We start from the raw sequence: 18916 nt of genomic DNA on the forward strand, positions 1-18916 counted from the left end.
ATGCAATGAACGAATTGACAATGAACAACAAAAAGATGAGTTTCCGTTTACCGAAATTTTCGAAGTTTTCTTTGAAAGAGTTGAACAAAAACCAAAAAGGTTTGACTTTGATTGAGTTACTAGCAGTTATCGTTATCATCGCCATTATCGCTGCGATTGCGATTCCATCCGTTGGCGGAATTATTAAAAATACTCGCGTAAGTGCTCATAAATCAAATGCGCATATGGTCATTGATGCAACTCGTTTGATGATTACTGGACAAGGCTTAAGCCCGACTGAAGCTACAGTAGCTGCAGGATGGTCCCTTGATCAATTATTTGCAGGCGGATTCTTGGAAACAGTTCCTAAAAACCCATCTGACAAACCGAATGATTACGATGGAGCTGCTTCTAAGGTTGTTGTTACACAAGATCCAACGTCAGGTAACTACACATATAACATTACACTAGTGAAAAAAGGTGGAGGCGTAACACACATCACAAATAAAGCTGAATCCGAAATCGATGGTTTGAAATTCGCTTCAGGTGCTACTGGTGCTACAGGTGTACAAGAATAATTAAAGTTCTCAAGCGCGCCGTCTTCGGGCGGCGCGCCCATTTCAAGTCATGCATAACCGAGAGGGGTTACCGCAATGTTCGCAAAGAAAACGAGCAAGTACACATACGGCATGCAAATTTCGGATACAGAAGCGAAGCTAGTTGAAATTATGAACGTGAATGGACAGGTTACCCTGACACAGCGCCATTCCATTGCGCTGGATAGAGGCAGTATTAAACACGGAAAATTCGTGGACGAAGACTCGGTCATTGCTCGCATCTCATCCTTAGTGAAACAAATAGGGTTACAAGGTGCTCATATCAATGTGACAGTGCCGCTTTCCAATGTGGTGCTGCGTAAATCGGTCTTTTCGGCCTTAAAAGATAAAGCATTACGCAACATGATCGACGTTGAATTGCATGGTGGGCAGCAGCTGCCCTTTAAGAATCCTGTTTTTGATTTTGTGCGACTAGGTGCACCAAAGGATGAGGCAGCGGCTTCTGCGGAAGGCGCTTTGAAATCGTCTAAAGCCTCTGCGCAAGAGGAAGTGCTTATTTTTGCAACACCGGGCGAAGTGGTTGAAAGCTATGCGCACGTCGTCAAGCAATCAGGGCTAGTGCCAGTGTCCGTAGATTTGGCACCGCTGGCTCTGCACCGCATGTTGGTACGTCATACGAAGTTAACCGGCTCCGCGATGAAGGATCGATTCATGCTGCTGCATGTCGAGCCAGATCATGCGGATGTCAGCATATTCGTGGATGGCATTCCCGTCTTTTTCCGATCCATTCAGATCAATACGAGTTTCTTCCTCGATACGGGAACGGATCAGCTTGCGGCATACGCACGTAATCTATCCATGGAGCTTGGTCGTGTCTTGAATTATTTCCAATACACCGTCTCTACCGATCAAAAGCATGTTGAACTCGTGTATCTCGTAGGCGATCATGAATGGATTACAGCATTGCCTGAGCATTTGGAAAGTGCTTTCACTGGTGAGATTACCTCATTTCCACTGCAGGCTATTCTGAAAGATGAAGATACAACATGTCAAGCTTACGCGGTTCCGGTTGGACTGGCGATGAAAGGGGCTTAAGGACGATGAGCGCAGGCGTACAGAAGCTACAGTCCATCGAAATTAACTTGCTGCAAATGCGGCACGAAGAACAAACAGGAACAAGTCCCATTCTCAAGTATGTATTTACAACTGCTATCGTATTGGTAGTTGGCGGTATGGGTTGGATGTATATGAGTGCAAAGTCTGAAATTAAAGCGACGAATACGGCGATTGAGCAAGTGAATCTTCAAATAAAAGAAGGTCAATCCAAGCTTGCGAGTTCCCCAACAGCGGGGGCAGTTGCAGATTTCGTGGGACTTCCGAAACAGCTCATTGCTAGTAAGCCCTTAGCAACAGAAGTGTTGGATAAACTTTCAGCTCTAATGCCGCTGACATCAAATCTAACCGCACTTTCCTTTGGAGATGGTAATAAGCTCAAGGTGACTGGGAATTTTGCTTCTAGCGAGGATGTTATTACATTCATGCAGGCGACAAAGGCTTCAACCTCATTCACACTAATTTCGACTAGTGGGATGAACAAAGTGGCTTCAGCGCCAGAGGATAAAAATGCACCAGCTGCAACGGATCCACCCCTGCCTGTTATTCAAGCGACTTTCGAGCTTCAGTATAAGTCCGATGCCAACAAGAAAGGTTGATCAAACGAATGAGCATGCTTAACAGCACTAGAAATCAAATCATCGTAGCCATCATCCTTACGTTGGCGCTCGTGATGGTGTATATCAACTTCGTCTCTCCGCTGCAAAGTGAGAAGGCGTCCAAAGCCAATCTTTTGGTCCAAAAAAAGCAAGAATTAGCAGATTTGAATAAAAGGACTTCTGGAGGTAGCGCCATAGGTGCTGCAGAGCAAGTCAGCCTTTCCAAAACACGCAGTCGCGTACCTGAAGTGCCGGATGTAGAAGGGCTCATACGTGAGGTGCGGATGCTAGAGGTCATCACGAAGATGCCGCTGGCCAGCTACAATTTCGAAATTGGCAAAGCTGCTGATCCTGTAGTGACAACTGCTGCAAGCTCACCACAGAGCAGTCCGGCCGCAGCGAAAGGGAATACAGCAGGTACACCTGCTGCGCCAACCATGCCTTCGTTAGCGATTCCAATTAAGCTCAACACCACGGCAAAAGGGGATTATCAGCAGATTCACCGCTTTTTGGACGAGCTTCAAACAACGAATCGCTTGCTGCAGGTGGATAAGTTAACTTTTGCGGTGAAAGGTGGAGCACCTGTTAAACTGAATGCATTGAAACGTGAAATTACTGTCAATGTGTCATTAGTTTCGTATTATGCACCTGGTTTACAGAAGTTTTTCAAAGCACCGCTGCCTGTTCCATATAATAAGCCTGCCGGAAAGACTAATCCACTCTATTAATTAAACCATGTACATTCAGGAGGAAATACGATGAGTATGATAGCACCAACCACGTCTGACACGTTATCACTGAAAGATCTGCTGCGTGTTTCTTACGAATCGAAGGCTTCTGACTTGCATATCAATGCAACCACAGAACCACTCATGCGGCTTCATGGGAAATTGATGAAAGTGGTTGATTCTGTGCTTTCGCCAGAAGATACACATCGTATGGCGAAAGAGATTTTGACGAAGGAGCAATACGAAACGTTATCCAAAAAAGGAGAAGTCGACTTTTCGTTCGAGCTTCCTGGTCTATCTCGTTATCGTGGCAATGTGTTCAAGCAAAAGCGTCATATTAACATGGTATTTCGTGTGTTATCGACGACAGTGCCTTCCCTGTTCAGCTTAAATCTGCCTGATTTGGTTCAGGAATTTGCTCATAAACATCAAGGTCTGGTCTTAGTAACAGGTCCCACCGGAAGCGGGAAGTCAACAACACTAGCATCCATTATTGATTTCATTAATGAAACCCAGAAGAAACATATCATCACCTTGGAAGATCCGATTGAGTATATTCATCCAAGTAAAAACTGTCTAGTCGCACAGCGCGAAATCGGTATCGATACGTTAACGTTCTCCAATGGTCTGCGAGCGGCACTTCGTCAAGATCCAGATGTCATTCTTGTCGGTGAGATGCGGGACTTAGAAACCATCAAAACAGCCATAACAGCTGCTGAAACAGGTCACCTAGTCCTCGCGACACTTCATACCCCGGATGCGCCTCAGACCGTCGATCGGATTATTGATGTATTTCCAACAGAGCAGCAACGACAAATTCGTGTACAGCTTGCTTCCGTACTGATTAGTGTTTTATCTCAACGTCTAGTACCACGAATGGATGGGCGAGGAAGAGCAATGGCGCTTGAAATACTGATCAATACACCCGCTGTTGCCAACTTAATTCGGCAAGAAAAAATTTATCAAATCAAATCCGTCATTCAAACGAACCGGCAAATCGGGATGCAAACGATGGTATCCAGCCTGAAACAGCTTGTTGAAGAGGGCATCATCCACCGAGATGCGATCAAAGAATATGAAATGACGTTAGGAGAAGATTAAATGAAAAGAAATAAACATGCACTCGTAACTGCACTTCTCGTATTATCCATCATGTCACCGTCTGCAGTCCTTGCAGGCGAAGCAACGGTTAACACCTCAGCCACCATTCAAGCGAGTAATCCATTCGCAGTTTTACAGGGTCTTGATTATGAAGCTCGGAATCAGAAATACGAAACAATGAAGCTATCTCCTGCTGGTTGGCAGGTTGGCATGATTATTTCCAAAGAGCCGTTTGCTGTTGTTACTCAAGCAGATGCTTCAGGCGCACATGTGAAAATATGGACAGGAGCGATCGCTCGAGATTATAACGATTTGCTCGTTTTCTGGGATGAAATCGGTGTCGATCCGTCGGGGCAGCTTGATTTCCATGCGACAGATGTGGAAGAGACGACACGTTCTTACTTTGAAAGCGCCTCCCAAGAATTTTTTCGAGTCAAAGCTTACTTGGGCAAGGTACCGTGGGCTAACATTCCAACAGATGCAGAGGCAGCGCAAAATGGGAGTACGAAGGTCACTTCGGATGGCTTAGTAAACGTGTATGGGATCGCTTTTCAGAATCCCGATCGCGCCGTTGCTTCAACACTCGGATCGGTTAAGAAATCAACAGATATGCCGGAAGCAATACCTACACTGCGCACTTGGAAACAAACTTCGGTAACCACAGTGCCTACCGACGCTCAGACCCATTGGGCTAAGGATGAAATTCTTGATCTGATGCAGAAATCAATTATTGATGGCTATGAAGATCACACGATTCGTCCGAATCGCACGCTTTCCAAGGCAGAGTTTATAACGCTTGTTGTTAAAGCATTAGGGATTGAACCTGTTAAAACAGCTGTAAAGGGCTACGAGGACATGGGGAAACATTGGTCAAGCGGCATGGTTGCTTCTGCTCAAGCAATGGGATTACTTGATCTAAGACCTGTTGATCTGAACTTTTCTCCAGATTTACCGATTACACGGATTGAAATGGTCGGCTTGGTTGATCGTATTTTACAAAAGTATGCTGTTAAGGTAGGCACAGGTACTGGCGAATTCAATGACATCGGAAGCTTAACAGAACTCAACAAGGCATCACTTCTGAATGTGATTCAGGCAGGTATTGTTGGCGGTTATGAAGACGGATCATTCAGACCGCAAGGTTCACTCACTCGTGCTGAAGCTTTCAAGGTCATCTCGAGAATCATTCATTTGGTATAGAGAGGAGTTCAATCCATGCATTGGTATCTAAAAGCGAAAAAGAAAAGTGCGATCCTATTGGCTGGGATGCTGCTCACGAGTATGCTGCCAGCCTTCGTTGGTTCGAATCCCGTTTATGGAGCAGAGACAGACAATGGATGCTTAGCCATTAGCGGCGTAGGAAATGTTCCCGTTACAAGTGTTGAACGGAATCAATTAGTCACAATTAATTACACGCTTGACCCGAGTGGTACACATACGGTTACTCAATCACGTGATGCCATTGATATTGCCTTCGTGGCTGACGTATCGGGTAGTATGGATTACCATATGAACAAAAATGATAGCAGAACACCAATTCGTATAGACATTCTAAAGAGTGCTTCAGCTACGTTAACGAATAAATTTAAAACGGTAAACATGGGAGACCGTCTTGGACTTATTAAATTTAGCTCTGGGGCGTCGAAAGTGCTTGATTTGTCAACGGATTATGCCAAAGTGCAAACCGAAATTAACAAATTAGATGCGGGTGGCAGTACGAATATTGATGATGGACTCGCCAAAGCGAAGACCATGCTAACGGCGAGTGGAACAAAGCCCGTGAAACAAATTATTTTGCTAACGGATGGAAAAGCAACTGTATGGACGGATGAGACCGACGGTAATAAGGAGAAAAGCGGTGACACAAGCGCTGCGAATGCTGCTCGAGCGGATGCTGATGTTCTTGCAGGTCTTGGAATTAAAGTGTTTACGATTGCTTTGGCAACACCAGGTTCAGATGAAATCGATTTGGATTTGCTGCAATATATCGCAACCAAGACGGGTGGAACTGCCTACCAAGCGAGCTCGGCAAGCCAGCTTTCAACCATTTTTGATAACATTGCCACTACGATTGAAGCACCAGCTCAGCTCAAAAATGTACAGCTTCGCCAACCGATTCCATCTGGGTTCATTTTAGCGCCTAGAGAGAATGCTTCGAATGTGACGTATGACTCCGTAACGCATGAAGTTGTGGTCAATGTGGGAAATATTGATTTCCCATATGTTCAAGATAAGATCGATTTAGCCATTAAATTGATCCCTGATACGGCAGCTGGTGACTATCCATTGCAAGATGCCAAGGTGACTTATAAGGATGCATGTAGTGCGAATCGTCAGTTCAACATTAATTTCAATACACAGCTGTCAGTAAGCGTTCGCGTCGAAGACAAATATGGCAATGTGTATATAGGGAATAGTGCGGGAGAGCTGCAACGCCTACGCGCCAGCGATAAACAAAAACAATGGACGATTAAGAATAAGAATGTGGCGATCACGGATATTCATTTTGTTGATTCTGATCTCCATTCGATCGTGCGAATTAGTTACAAAGATGGAACGACAGACCAATTTGATCTAAAACCAAAGCCGCCAGCATCCTATGAACTTGTTGATGGAAATGGCAAGCCAATCAATGAAAATGGCTGGCATGTCGGCCCAGGTAAGCTTCGTTCTGTTGCGGGTTCGAGCAACCAACTTCCTAGTACAACCGTTTATGCGAATGATGATTTCCAAGGGTCCTATATTGCCGGTTATGAAATATCCGTTAATAACGGCAATTGGCAATCACAAACGGCGAGCGGTGTCGTCATTCCTGATGGCAATGGTGTGAATTTCAAATCGAGAGCGTTCACCAATGCCATCAGCGGAAGCGCATCAATTCCGATTTCAGGGGCTGTCGCGACAGGGAATGTTTCCTTAGACAGCACGGGGCCAATGATAAGCTGGAGCCATAATATCGTTAATCCTACGGATGACGCCATCATTTATATTACGGCAACCGATAACCTTAGTCCGGTAACAGGTGTGAAAGTCTGGTTCGATAATAAATCGCTCTCTATCTCTTCAACCTCATCGAAGATGACAAGTAATGGCAATACGTATGCATTTAGATTAAGCGATGTAACTGGCTTTGAAACTCTTGAGAAGCGCCAAGGCTGGCATCAAATCCATTTTGAAGCCACTTCCATCGGTGGAACAACCTCAACCGCTCAAGCACCAGAGTATTTCGTTATTAATCCAGGTCCAACAGCTACGCTTAAAGGTGTGAATTATAACGCTGGAGACATTTCGGATAAACCGGTAAGTGTAACGGTGGTGGATGAGAAGTATCCTGTAGTTGATCGCACCTTTGGCAGCCACAAAGAGGATGGCTATACGTTGAAAGCTATGTACTACGTCATTAAGCAATCCTCGGCAGCACCTGAGAAAAGTGAATGGAAACCATTATCATCGAAGCGTTTAACGGTAACAACGAAAACCAATACGACATCTGGCACTTATTATGTGTTCCTAAAGCTAGTTGATAGTTCAAATGTCGAAATCGTTCAACAACCGTTTACCGTGCAATTCGATACGGAGCAAAACAACAACTAGACTGGCGAAATCGGTGGGGTAGTGAGGAGGACTAACGGTGCGCCGCAATGAACGTCTGAAGCAAGTAGGGCCTAACGAAGACGGTATGTCACTCGTGGAAATCTTGATTGCTGTGACGATTATGTCGATCATCAGCGTCACACTGATGGGCTATTTTACTTCTGCTGTTGATAAATCGGCTCAAGAGAGCCGCAAAATTATTGGTGCCAACTTAGCTCGGTTGAAAGCAGCTGAGCTGCGAGATTACTTCAAATCGGGCTATGATGACGCCATTGTTTCTCAGCTGGCTAGCAGTCCTAAATTTTCAGGTGACTTATCGAGCAATGGATCTGAGCTGATGAAAGGCAGATTGAATTCAACGGAGATTAATGGCACAACGTACCGCTATTTGGTTGAGCTGGATAAGAGTTATTCTCGCTGGGAAGCTTCCGATCCGTTTCGGAATGATTCTGATGACTATTTGGCTCAAATGTACGTTACTGTGTATTGGTCGGGTCAAGAGTCTACAGAACCGCCGTCAGCAAAATCATCAACGACACTCGATACGTATCTTATCAAAAGGTGGTAACGCCACATGCAGCGCAATGAGAAAGGGATGTCCTTAATTGAGCTATTGGCTGCCATTATGATCTTTGGAATGGTAGCCTCCATCCTGTACTCTTTTATGCTAATGGGCGTGTCGATGTATAAACGAGTCACGATGGAAACCCAGATGCGTAATCAAGGAGACGGGTTATACAGCCAGATTATTTCGGAGCTGAAGGAAGCGATCTACGTCCAGGACGAGGGAACGGATAAGAAGATCATTCGTTATGCGAAAAAAAATGATAAGGCTGAAATTTATATTGATCTCTATGAAATGGAAGTAAAAGCGGATCCAAAAGGCGGAGGGAAAATTGAAATAAGGCAAGCTGGAACGAATGTGGTTAAGAGTGTTTTCCAACTGGGCAGCAATTTTACCATTCGGGAGGGCAGCTTAAGTGAAGCGAGTCAGAATCATGACCGAGTTCAAGTTAGGCTAGAGTATGCCAGAGTTAATAGCGATCAGTTTAAGCAAGCAGATAGTCCTAAGCTGGTTATTGATTCGCAAATCCCACTATTTCGCAATGATTAAATGTAACGGATTGGAGGAGGCATGTATTGAACTCTATGAATGAAGACAACAATGGCCTCCAACCGAGGATGCATAATGAGGAAGGCTCTGCACTTGTCATTGCCTTACTCGCTGTCGTGTTAATGACGATGATGGGGCTCATTCTAATGAGCGTGCTGCGAGGTGGAGCTATACAAGCAGCTACAACCGAATCAGGCGTTCAAGCGGAGGCGATTGCTCAGAAGGGGTTGGATGACACACTCGCACAAATCCGTAGAGCCGTTGCTAATGGAGAATCCATTGGGGGAACGAATTACCGGAATCGGATTCGGAACGTGGAAAATCAATTGAACTTGATGAAGGATTTTATAGATAAGCATGCGGGTGATCCTGACAATCCGAATGGTAACAACGGAGAAGTGGTGGAAGCTAAAAAAGGCAGCTATCAAGTCGATATTGTCTTGGCTGAGCCGACGAATCCAGAGTTATCACCGAAAAAGCCTTTGGCGATTCCAGATTCTCCTTACGTACGTAAATTTATCATCACTTCGCGAGGCATTATGGAAGGGAAGCCCTCTACCATTGTGACCAAAGAGATGACCGTTTATGTGAGTACAATCAACCCGGTGTTTCGTTATCCCGTCTCGTCCAGCGGCGATTTGGTTTTAAATGGAACCCCTTCCATTACAGGTGATATCTATGTCGCTAAACATCTGCAAATCCGAGATGAGGCGTTATTTTCAGGTATTACCAGTGGAGCCAATCGGAGTAAATACGGCATTCAGACAGGACTTCCTGCGATCCGTGGATTCATTCGTGTCAATGGTGATAGCGATACGATAGCACCAGGGAAGTTCAATTTTACACAATCTGACGGAGTGACCGAGTTTCCGCCATTGACGAAGACGAGTGAGATTGTACAACCGTCTTATTTTGCTCCACAGTATTTTCCATTAGAAGATCCTACCCTAGATGCTGATGTTGATGTCGATGTGCAAGGGTATGTTTCGAATAAAACGCAAACCGAATTAGCTGCCAAGTTAGCTGCATTGGGCGGTTATACGACCCCGGATCCCGCGATTATAGAACTGCCTCCGCTGTATGGTGATTTGACAGGGAATAGCTTGTACAACGATCAGTGGGTGACAGTTTCCGGGGACTTGAAAGTATTTGATGCAGCTTCAGTCAAAACGGAGAAAGATTTTTTCGTTAATAATGGGGTTCTCACCATGGCGACGGATAACTCGAAGCTCAATCTCATGAATGGTTCCCTCTATGTGAAGTCACCCGATCCTAATTTAGTGGCTGCTGATCTCCGAGGAGAGCTTTCGCTGCAAGCAGGTAAATTTGTAGCCGTTGATGGCAATGTGACACTGAATAACGGGTTTCATTTTCCGAAGGGTACAATGTATATCAAGGGTGATCTGAAGATCATTGGGAATGTATGGCTGGAAGGCACTGTGTATGTTGACGGAAATGTAGAATTAAAGCAGATGACTTCGATTAACAAAATGGAGGGTACTACCAATACAAAGTTAACGCCGCTTATTGTTGTTGCTTCTGGAGAAATTGTACTGGGTAATAGTACGAACGCAGGTGATGAGAATGTTCGCGCCTTCTTCTATACGAAGCAAGGTATTCGCTTGTATGGCGTCATTTCGAAGTTGTCGCTGACTGGCGGGATACACGGTGGTACTGGAGGGGTTGAACTTAACGCAGTGCGAGGTAACTTGACTACGGGCGGTGGAAGCTCCGTTACCAGGTATCTAGGTAGTACAAATTGGAGCAATGAAGTGCCTGAAGTGCAATTGGACAATTCGAAACCATCTAGGCTCCAGATTTTCTATGATGATAATCTTTACGATACACCGCCAGATGGCATCCCTACGACAGACGATTTTAACGTGTTTGTGAAAAAGGTTAGATACATCAAGTAACTACAGATTAACCATTCTGGAAGGAGGTACCTTCAATGTCATTCCAAATCCTAGTCGTTGACGATACGAAGTTTATGCGGAAAATGTTGACTGATATTTTGAAGCAATACGGTCATGAGGTGGTCGGGGAAGCAGAGAATGGTAGGCAGGCTGTACAGAAGTATGAGGAGCTTCAGCCGGATATTGTCCTAATGGACATTACGATGCCTGAAATGGACGGGATTGAAGCGATGAAAGAAATTCGCAAGCTCAATCCTACCGCTGTTGTTCTCATCTGTTCGGCGATGAGTCAACAGGATCTCATCTCTGATGCACTAAAAGCAGGGGCAAATGGGTATGTCATGAAACCGTTTAAACCAAACCGAGTGAATGAAATTGTTCGTAAATATGGTGTTCCCCGTGTAATCGGCCATTTGATACCGCAAGATATGCAGCGCACGGAAGCCATTCCCGCAGAAATCGAGGTAGTAGAGGCGACATTTGAGAAAGAAGAATTGGAATTGCAGGCTAAGATAGCCGAAGGTGCTAACGCCCATGCAGAAGGTCTGAATGCAGTTGACCTAGCTTATTCAGAACCTAAGGAATTACTTCTAACGAAGCAAGATGAAGAAATCTTGCAAGAAGTCGCTTCGAATGTCGAGCCGAATCAAGAGATCATTAGTAAACTTGTTCATGAAGAAGTACAAGAGCCTGAAGTCATCGAACTTCAACAAACCACGATAGAATCCGAAATTAAGAGTCAGGTTGTGGAGGAAAGGAAATTTGCAGCAAAACCCGCACAGGTCGTCAACGCCTTAGAGGTATTGCTTGCATTTGCCGAAGTTGAGGAGTCAAAAATTGCGATGGAATCGACAGATGCCATACAAAAGCAAGACAACTCTGAACCTTCGCTGTCGTCCGAATCTGAGGATCGTCTCTCGGAAATGGAGAAGCTTGCTGCCGCGATGCAAGGAGATTTGGACCAAGAATGGCAGTTGGAACAAGAGGTACAACAAGCTGAAATAGATCAACCAGTACAAGACATACAACATGTCCATGAGGAAGAGATGTTTTCCGTTCAGTTCGAAGAATTTGCAGAATCGGAGACCATCGAAGCCGCAGAGCTGGCTAACGAAGAAATCGTTGAAGATTTGGAAGCAAGTTCAATCGAACTTAGCTTAGAAGATCTCAATGATTTAACGATGGAAATGGAAGCTCTCACGTCTGTTGAATCTACTCATGTAATGAAAGATCTGGTCAATGAAGCTCCGCTAGTAAAAGAGGAGGCTCCAATCAACACCACATACAAGTCTCAAGAACCAACTGATGTGAATAAAGTAGGCTTTAAGGCTGTGACTGGCGGCAAGATCATTAATTTATTCAGGGGGAATGGACCAATGAAAAATTTCACGAGCAGTGTTATGTGTAATTGGAGTGAGGAATTAAACGGCGAGATGTCACAATACCTGGTCGTTTGTACAGAAGCCGAGAATAAGATCGAGATTGAAATGGGTACTGCAGGCGGGCAAAAGCAATCCATCACAGTAACCATTGAGAGTTTTAATCAATTAGCTGCCTGGCTGCAGGTTCAGTTGGGAACAGCACCGGTAAGTAATCGTGAATATGCCAAGAAAGCAGATTTCTAAAGTAGATTTATAAGGATAGACATCATGAGGGGGTTTGGCGATGGGGTGGGAAGCATGGAGTTACACAGTCCTGTTATTCATAGTGGGTGCTTTGTTCGGTTCATTCTTTAATGTAGTGGGGCTTCGGGTGCCCAAGGGCATTTCCGTTGTATCCCCACGATCCAGCTGTGGAAGCTGCGGGCGTCAGCTCAACGCGATTGACTTGATTCCAATCTTGGGATGGTTCATCCGAAGAGGGAAATGTTACACATGCGGTACATCTATATCGCCTGTGTATATCGTCGGAGAGTTGGCAGGGGGCATTTTATTTGCCTCACTTCCCTTCTTGGTCAGTGTAGATGAACTGTGGATTGCTTACCCACTAGTGTCTGTGCTTCTCATTCTAACAGTCAGTGATTTGGCCTACATGCTGTTGCCCAACAAAATCATCTATCCAGCGATGCTGCTTTTCGCGGGTTTGCGATTGTTCGTTCACCCTCTGCCCATTTGGCATTATGCATTGGGATTGGTGGTAGGAGGAGGCACACTGATTATCGTATCTCTTGTGGCAACATGGATGGGGAAGCCAGCTATGGGCTTTGGGGATATTCGATTGATGGCATTAGTTGGACTTGTAATGGGAATCAAGCTTGTGCTGTTATGCATCTTTCTATCGGCGCTGCTTGGCAGCGTCATCGGTGTGGCTCTTATCGCCTCAGGTAAACTGGATCGGCGTTCACCAATTCCCTATGGTCCCTTTATCGCTGTCGCTGGTTTCATCTGTTTTTGCTTCGGAGACCCATTAATGACGTGGTACATGGACCTCATCCTATGGCAGTAAAACTACATTTCGTAAAAGAGAGGTCGAACTCCTATGAACTGGTTTCTTGCTCAATCGTTCCGTGCTAAACTTCAACTCGGTTACTATGCTGTTGTTGCCTTTTATACCATTATTATCCTAACACTTATGTTAACGGCAGACGTTTCTATCATCTTTGCCTTATCTTCATCCCTCGTCTTGATGGTGTTCAGCTTTCCTTATGTGCGGTTCTTGGAAAAAGCATTAACAGAGCCGATCGATAATGTAACACGTGTGGCGATGAATATTGCTAAAGGCGATTTCACGCAAACGGTTGATGCCTCCTCGAAGGATGCGTTAGGCGATATGGGACGCTCCTTTAATGCGATGATCGTGAAATTGAAAGAACTTCTAAACGAAACGGCTTCGATTTCTAAGCATGTGGCAGATTCCAGTCGTGACATTTACCACAAAAACGAAGGCATTAATACAATGATCGTAGAAGCAACAGGGTCAGTGACTTCACTAGCAGAGGGAGCTAACGAAATCTCATCTGGTGTTTTCAAAAGCTTTTCCGTCGTGAAGGAAATTGAGACCAAAATCACGGACTATGTCGATTCGACACATGAAATGAATAATCGGTGCGGTCAAACACTAGAATTGGTAAAAAAAGGCATGCGCGCGGTAGAGAGCCAATCTGAAAGTGTTTCTCACATTGTGCTTGCGACGAGTAATGTATCGGGGACGATCGATGATTTGGTGAAAGAAGCTGCAGGAATCTCATCCATCACTCGTACGATTTCGGAGATTGCCGAACAAACCAACTTGCTGTCCCTGAATGCTTCGATTGAAGCAGCGCGTGCAGGCGAGCACGGAAGAGGGTTCTCCGTTGTTGCACAAGAGGTACGCAAGCTGGCTGAAGAGTCCTCGAAATCGGCGAAGAGCGTATTCCATATGGTACATAACATCGAGAATAGTATTAAAATGGCGCAGAAGAATATTCAGATTAATGAGGAAATTGCTCGCAGGCAGACGGAATCCATCGAAGCAACTGAAAAAATATTCGGTGATATGGTAGAAAGCATCCAGTTCATTACACAAAGGATGAGTGAGTTCACAGGAGAGAGTCAGAAGATGTTGAATGCAGCCCAATTCATTACGGGCACAATGGAAAATATTTCTGCCATTACGCAGCAATCAGCCGCGGGTACGGAGCAGGTATCGACGTCCATGGTGCAACAAACGCGTTCAGTTAAGGCTGTCGTTATTCAGTCAGAGCAAATGCTGCGCATGGTAACGCAATTACAGCGTACGATTCAAATATTTAAGCTCTGAGATAGAGATGAAGAAATCCAGAACGCATGCATGAGGAGTATACCCAAATAGATCACCGTCGAGAGGCGGAACAAATTGTTGATGAGCAGGCGTTTGCCGACTTTTGCTGCAAGAAAGAAAAGGGAGAGGGGGAGAATGATTTTAATGCCATAGAAAGCAAGGTAGCTGTTCTCATAAAGGAAAGCCATGAACGGATTCGCTTCGCCAATTAATTGTAGGCGGAGGCCCATATCTGTTAATCCGGCATCCATAAAGCTCGCAATACATAAGAAAATAATTAAATTTCGACTCAAAGGAACCACTCCTTTTGACTTAGTAGGTTATGCTAACGTATCGTTTGCATAACCTCTTTCATTGTGGAGATAAAAGCCTCGGCTGCCTTAGAAATATAACGGCCTTTGCGGTACGCAATTACGAGTTTGCGTGTTGGTCTGCCTTCTAGAGGGACATTGATAGGAGAGAGCTCGCTTAAACTTCTTTTAGAAATCAAGTAAGGCACGAAAGCGATGCCCATTCCAGCTGCGACGAGTGATTGCACAGTTTCCATATTACTCGATTCGAAAACAATATTAGGAGTTATCCCTGCTTCTTGGCACAGCTCAAGTGTTAACTTACGAAAGCCTTGGCCTTTTTTCAAAGCGATGAAGGATTCTTTCTCCAATTGAGCGATGCGAATGGGTTCTTTGCTGGTTGCTAATGGGTGCAGCGGCGGAACCGCAAGGATGATTTCTTCCTCCAGCAAGGACTCATAGACGAGAGATTCTTCACGCAGCGGCAAGGAGAGAAGAGAAATATCAGTCTGACCATTCACCGTTAACGTTTCTAAATTAGATGAGGTTTCTTCCACGAGCGAGATTTCGATATCTGGAAAAGCCGCTTGAAAGACTGGGACAACGAAGGGTAAAATGGTCGACCCTGTGATTGGCATACTGCCGATCACTAGTCGGCCTTTCTTCATTTGAGAAATGTCTTCCATTTCCTTTTTGAGACCCTCGATCATATCGAGAATTTTTTGTGACTTCTCGACAAAGAGGGAACCTGCATGTGTCAGTTCCACCGAATTGGTGCTGCGTTGAAATAACAGCACGCCGAGCTCCTTCTCCAGCTTGGACAACTGCTGGCTTAAGGAAGGTTGGGCAATGTGAAGCTTCTCAGCTGCACGAGAGAAATTTCGTTCAAGTGCGATCTGGATAGCATATTGTAATTGGCGTAATTCCATTCGAAGAAGTGTCTCCTTTTAAATAGCTTGAAAGTAATCATATCAAGGTTTTTGGACCGAAACAAGGTGGATATAGGAATAAATAACTATAAAGGGCAGTGATGACTGGATTCAACCAGTTTCACTGCCCTTTATAGTTAAATAAAGTTATTTTCGAACCGTGCTTCGATACATTAAGAAAAGTATATACGGTGCACCAATGATGGCGACAACGATGCCTGAAGGAATCTCTTTGGGGATGAGAATCGTTTTGCCGATAATATCAGCGCCTGTCAGAAGAATTGCGCCGATGACGGCTGAAAGCACAACTGATTTCTGGTGATGCTGTCCCAAGAAGAGACGTACGGCGTGCGGCGCAAGTAAGCCGATGAAGCTTACGGTACCGACCGCTGCTACAGCAATTGCGGCAACAAGCACGCCGATTATGGCGGAAATGAGTCTCGTCTTCTGCAACTTGAGTCCTAGTCCAAGAGACACATGTTCCCCGAAAGCCAATAGATCTACACGTCGACCTAGCAGCCATGCACTTGGTATCAATATAACTGTCGTGATCAGCAGCTGGATGCATTCTTTCCATCCCCTAGCGTAGGTACTGCCAGCCAGCCATGTAAGTGCAGGGGCGGCACCCATCTTGGATTGAATGACGAGAAATTGAATGACTGCCGAGCCCAGTGCCGAAACAGCAATCCCAACGAGAATAAGTACAACAGGATTCAGGCCCTTTTTCCAAGCTAAGGCATACACGCTTCCTGCAGAGAGGATTGCGCCAATAATAGCACCAACGGGCACCCAAGTGCCGGGCGCAGTCGGCCAAATCGTCAACACCAAGAGGGCACCCATCCCAGCTCCAGATGTCACGCCGACAACAGAAGGGTCCGCAAGCGGGTTCCGAACAGCTCCTTGCATCATGGAGCCTGCGACTGCTAGCGAGGCGCCGGCAAGCGCAGCCACGAGTATGCGAGGAAGACGCAAATTGAGAATAACGTTGCGAGACATCTCTTCGCCATGACCGGTTATTACCGCTATGACATCAGATAATGGTATCCGCAGCGCGCCAGCTGTTAATCCGAAAAGCATCAGGAAAATTAGGGCTGCGGTAGATACGATGACTAAAATGGGATAAGGAATTTTAGTGCCTACATAACCGACACTCATAGAACTGCTCTCAGCTGAAGATTTCATTTTGGAGCCGCGAATCGCAAGCCAGATTAAACAAGGAGCGCCAAGCAAAGCTGTAACGGAACCCACAGGGAGTTCTCCGAGTGTACTTCGAAACATTTTGGCAATCATATCCGCACTAAGTATGACCACAGCTCCCCATATGGAGCTTCCAGGAATTAACAGGCGATGACGCTGTAAGCCGATCAAACGGACAAGATGAGGTGCAATGAGACCGATAAAACCTATTGGTCCTACAACGCTTACCGTGACACCCGCCAGCAGTATGGCAGATGCTAGGGCGACTAGCCGAACGAAATTCACATTTTCACCTAGCGAAACAGCGGTTTCTTCACTTAATGCAAGCATATCTAGCTTTTGACTAAATAGAAAAGCGACGATGAGTCCGATGCAGATCCAAGGAAGTGCATACTGGACGCCTTGCCAATCGTTCTGACCTAGAGCGCCAGACCCCCACATGAATAAGCCATTTGTCTCATTCTCATACATGATTTGAAGTCCGCTTGTGAAGGCAGAGAGGACTAACGTCACAATCATTCCCGCAAGTGCCATCCGGAGTGGAGAACTTTTCCGTCCGCCTGACATGAAATAGGCCATGACCGCTGCGCCACAAGCACCGATAAGAGCAAGAAGTAAGGAATGATCGGACTTCAAGGCAGGGAAATAAACGGCTGCCAATACGATAATGAAATAGGCACCCGCATTTAGCCCTAGTGTTGAAGCGGAGGCAAGCGGATTGCGTGTGACGGTTTGTAGAAGTGCACCTGCAACAGCGAGTGCAGCTCCGGCAAGCATACCCATCACGGCGCGCGGCATGCGAAGCCCCCGCACCATGGCATGGTCGGGGGTATCTTGTGGAGTTATCAAAGCTTGGATAACCGCATGCACGGTAATGTTCGCTTCTCCTTGTGTTAAGTTGAGAAAAAGGAGGAGGCAGAGTGCAAGCAGTCCACCGCCAAACACAAGGAGTGATTTCCACTCGATATAAACGAAACGGTTAGTTTTCGATTTCATCGCAGGTTTGATCATTTCGTCAAGGCAGATGCCGCAAGCTCAGCAAATACTTTGGCAGATAAAGGACCACCGAATGTCCATGTATTGCCTGGAAGCTTGAAGGTTTTATTTTCTTTTACAAAAGTAAGACCTTTCCATACTGAATTGTCTTTAAGTTGTTTTTCAAATACATTATCCGTGTCTTGAACAATGTAGAAGAAGTTTGCATTTTGAACAGCAGGCAAGGCTTCTACTGAAGCAGTTTGATAACCGTAAAGCTCAAATTTGCTTGATTTAAACGTGTTTTTCAAACCAATTCGTTGCAAGATTTGAACGACCATGGAGTTGTCTGTGAACATACGCAGATCTGCGTTGTTTTGATTGCTGAAAGCTTGCGTTAAAGCAAATTCTGCGCCTTCTTTCTTCGCTGCAGCTAGTTTTGCTTTTGTATCCGTATAGGCTTTGCTTAGATCAGCAAGCACTTTGTCGCCTTCTGCTTTTTTACCTAGAAGATCTGCAATCGTTTTGAAAGTAGATTCCATTTCTTCGTATTGATTGCCTTTCCCTTCAGCAGGGTAGGAATTAAATGCGATGGTTGGGGCGATTTTGGAAAGAGCTTCGTAATTTTTACTTGAGCGCAATGCACTTGTAATAATCAAGTCAGGCTTCAAACCAGTGATCGTCTCTAAGTTAGGCTCTTGACGAGTACCCACATCAACAACGGAGGCATCAAGTGCTGGCTTAACATTGACCCAGTTTTGGTAGCCTTTCGTGTCAGCTTGACCAACTGGTTGAATCCCAAGAGCGAGTACATCCTCCGTATAAACCCATTCTAAAGTAACGATACGTTTCGGAGTTCCTTTAATTTCAGATGTACCAAGTGCGTGTGTAATCGTTTTTGAAGCATTTACTGTTGGAGCAGCTGAAGGTTGTACAGTTCCTGCTGGGCTAGGAGTAGTCGTAGACGACGATGAGTTCGTAGTTCCGCAAGCAGCGGTGAAAAAGAGTAATAGAAGTGATAGCGTAAAAGTAAGTGGTTTAATCAATTTTCTCACAGTTATCCCCCTGAAAATATGTAATTTAGAT

At 45.3% G+C, this 18916-nt stretch carries 16 protein-coding genes and 1 pseudogene; 13 read left to right on the top strand and 4 right to left on the bottom strand.

Annotation, left to right across the window (positions count from 1 at the left end):
- Positions 1-5 precede the first annotated feature (5 nt).
- From AC58QO_RS12640 to AC58QO_RS12700, 13 genes and pseudogenes are all read left to right on the top strand, one after another.
- Entirely contained in the window at positions 6-557 is a 552-nt protein-coding gene (locus tag AC58QO_RS12640; protein ID WP_497265884.1) for a prepilin-type N-terminal cleavage/methylation domain-containing protein, read from the top strand.
- A 75-nt stretch (positions 558-632) separates the two neighbouring features.
- A complete protein-coding gene (gene pilM / locus AC58QO_RS12645) occupies positions 633-1631 on the top strand; it encodes a type IV pilus biogenesis protein PilM (protein WP_497265885.1) in 999 nt (332 codons plus the stop codon).
- 5 nt (positions 1632-1636) lie between these two features.
- Positions 1637-2248 (top strand): PilN domain-containing protein, encoded by a 612-nt coding sequence (locus AC58QO_RS12650; RefSeq protein WP_497265887.1) that lies wholly within the window; start codon positions 1637-1639, stop codon positions 2246-2248.
- Positions 2249-2256: 8 nt separating this feature from the next.
- Positions 2257-2976, top strand: a complete 720-nt coding sequence (locus tag AC58QO_RS12655; protein ID WP_497265889.1) for a hypothetical protein — start codon at positions 2257-2259, stop codon at positions 2974-2976.
- Between the two features lie 30 nt (positions 2977-3006).
- Positions 3007-4077: a type IV pilus twitching motility protein PilT gene (locus AC58QO_RS12660; RefSeq protein WP_497265891.1), complete on the top strand. Its 1071-nt coding sequence runs from the start codon at positions 3007-3009 to the stop codon at positions 4075-4077.
- Positions 4078-5277 carry an S-layer homology domain-containing protein gene (locus tag AC58QO_RS12665; protein ID WP_497265893.1) on the top strand — a complete coding sequence of 400 codons (1200 nt, stop codon included), beginning with the start codon at positions 4078-4080 and terminating at the stop codon, positions 5275-5277.
- Positions 5278-5292: 15 nt separating this feature from the next.
- Positions 5293-7671: a vWA domain-containing protein gene (locus AC58QO_RS12670; RefSeq protein ID WP_497265895.1), complete on the top strand. Its 2379-nt coding sequence runs from the start codon at positions 5293-5295 to the stop codon at positions 7669-7671.
- Positions 7672-7708: 37 nt separating this feature from the next.
- Positions 7709-8239 (top strand): type IV pilus modification PilV family protein, encoded by a 531-nt coding sequence (locus AC58QO_RS12675; protein ID WP_497265897.1) that lies wholly within the window; start codon positions 7709-7711, stop codon positions 8237-8239.
- 6 nt (positions 8240-8245) lie between these two features.
- Entirely contained in the window at positions 8246-8785 is a 540-nt protein-coding gene (locus AC58QO_RS12680) for a PulJ/GspJ family protein (RefSeq protein ID WP_497265899.1), read from the top strand.
- Positions 8786-8811: 26 nt separating this feature from the next.
- Positions 8812-10701, top strand: a complete 1890-nt coding sequence (locus AC58QO_RS12685) for a hypothetical protein (protein ID WP_497265901.1) — start codon at positions 8812-8814, stop codon at positions 10699-10701.
- Between the two features lie 35 nt (positions 10702-10736).
- A pseudogene (locus AC58QO_RS12690) lies at positions 10737-11087 on the top strand (response regulator); the annotation flags it as partial.
- Between the two features lie 1279 nt (positions 11088-12366).
- A complete protein-coding gene (locus AC58QO_RS12695) occupies positions 12367-13146 on the top strand; it encodes a prepilin peptidase (protein ID WP_497265903.1) in 780 nt (259 codons plus the stop codon).
- Between the two features lie 33 nt (positions 13147-13179).
- Complete coding sequence (locus AC58QO_RS12700) at positions 13180-14439, top strand: methyl-accepting chemotaxis protein (protein ID WP_497265905.1); 1260 nt, start codon at positions 13180-13182, stop codon at positions 14437-14439.
- Here AC58QO_RS12700 and AC58QO_RS12705 read toward each other — a convergent pair.
- From AC58QO_RS12705 to AC58QO_RS12720, 4 genes are all read right to left on the bottom strand, one after another.
- Positions 14421-14732 (bottom strand): DUF5658 family protein, encoded by a 312-nt coding sequence (locus AC58QO_RS12705; protein WP_497265907.1) that lies wholly within the window; start codon positions 14730-14732, stop codon positions 14421-14423. The two genes, AC58QO_RS12700 and AC58QO_RS12705, sit on opposite strands and share 19 nt — an antisense overlap.
- A 32-nt stretch (positions 14733-14764) precedes the next feature.
- Positions 14765-15658 carry a LysR family transcriptional regulator gene (locus tag AC58QO_RS12710; RefSeq protein ID WP_497265909.1) on the bottom strand — a complete coding sequence of 298 codons (894 nt, stop codon included), beginning with the start codon at positions 15656-15658 and terminating at the stop codon, positions 14765-14767.
- Positions 15659-15805: 147 nt separating this feature from the next.
- Entirely contained in the window at positions 15806-17851 is a 2046-nt protein-coding gene (gene fhuB / locus AC58QO_RS12715; protein ID WP_497265911.1) for a Fe(3+)-hydroxamate ABC transporter permease FhuB, read from the bottom strand.
- A gap of 11 nt (positions 17852-17862) precedes the next feature.
- On the bottom strand, positions 17863-18885 hold the full coding sequence (locus AC58QO_RS12720) for an ABC transporter substrate-binding protein (RefSeq protein ID WP_497265913.1): 1023 nt from the start codon (positions 18883-18885) through the stop codon (positions 17863-17865).
- Positions 18886-18916 lie beyond the last annotated feature (31 nt).

The organism is Paenibacillus sp. J31R30 (assembly GCF_059692115.1).

Excerpts from the sequence above, each read along its gene's own strand:
- AC58QO_RS12640 (WP_497265884.1), top strand. The coding sequence starts at position 6 with ATGAACGAATTGACAATGAACAACAAAAAGATGAGTTTCCGTTTACCG.
- pilM (WP_497265885.1), top strand. The coding sequence starts at position 633 with ATGTTCGCAAAGAAAACGAGCAAGTACACATACGGCATGCAAATTTCG.
- AC58QO_RS12650 (WP_497265887.1), top strand. The coding sequence starts at position 1,637 with ATGAGCGCAGGCGTACAGAAGCTACAGTCCATCGAAATTAACTTGCTG.
- AC58QO_RS12655 (WP_497265889.1), top strand. The coding sequence starts at position 2,257 with ATGAGCATGCTTAACAGCACTAGAAATCAAATCATCGTAGCCATCATC.
- AC58QO_RS12660 (WP_497265891.1), top strand. The coding sequence starts at position 3,007 with ATGAGTATGATAGCACCAACCACGTCTGACACGTTATCACTGAAAGAT.
- AC58QO_RS12665 (WP_497265893.1), top strand. The coding sequence starts at position 4,078 with ATGAAAAGAAATAAACATGCACTCGTAACTGCACTTCTCGTATTATCC.
- AC58QO_RS12670 (WP_497265895.1), top strand. The coding sequence starts at position 5,293 with ATGCATTGGTATCTAAAAGCGAAAAAGAAAAGTGCGATCCTATTGGCT.
- AC58QO_RS12680 (WP_497265899.1), top strand. The coding sequence starts at position 8,246 with ATGCAGCGCAATGAGAAAGGGATGTCCTTAATTGAGCTATTGGCTGCC.
- AC58QO_RS12695 (WP_497265903.1), top strand. The coding sequence starts at position 12,367 with ATGGGGTGGGAAGCATGGAGTTACACAGTCCTGTTATTCATAGTGGGT.
- AC58QO_RS12700 (WP_497265905.1), top strand. The coding sequence starts at position 13,180 with ATGAACTGGTTTCTTGCTCAATCGTTCCGTGCTAAACTTCAACTCGGT.
- AC58QO_RS12710 (WP_497265909.1), bottom strand. The coding sequence starts at position 15,658 with ATGGAATTACGCCAATTACAATATGCTATCCAGATCGCACTTGAACGA.
- fhuB (WP_497265911.1), bottom strand. The coding sequence starts at position 17,851 with ATGAAATCGAAAACTAACCGTTTCGTTTATATCGAGTGGAAATCACTC.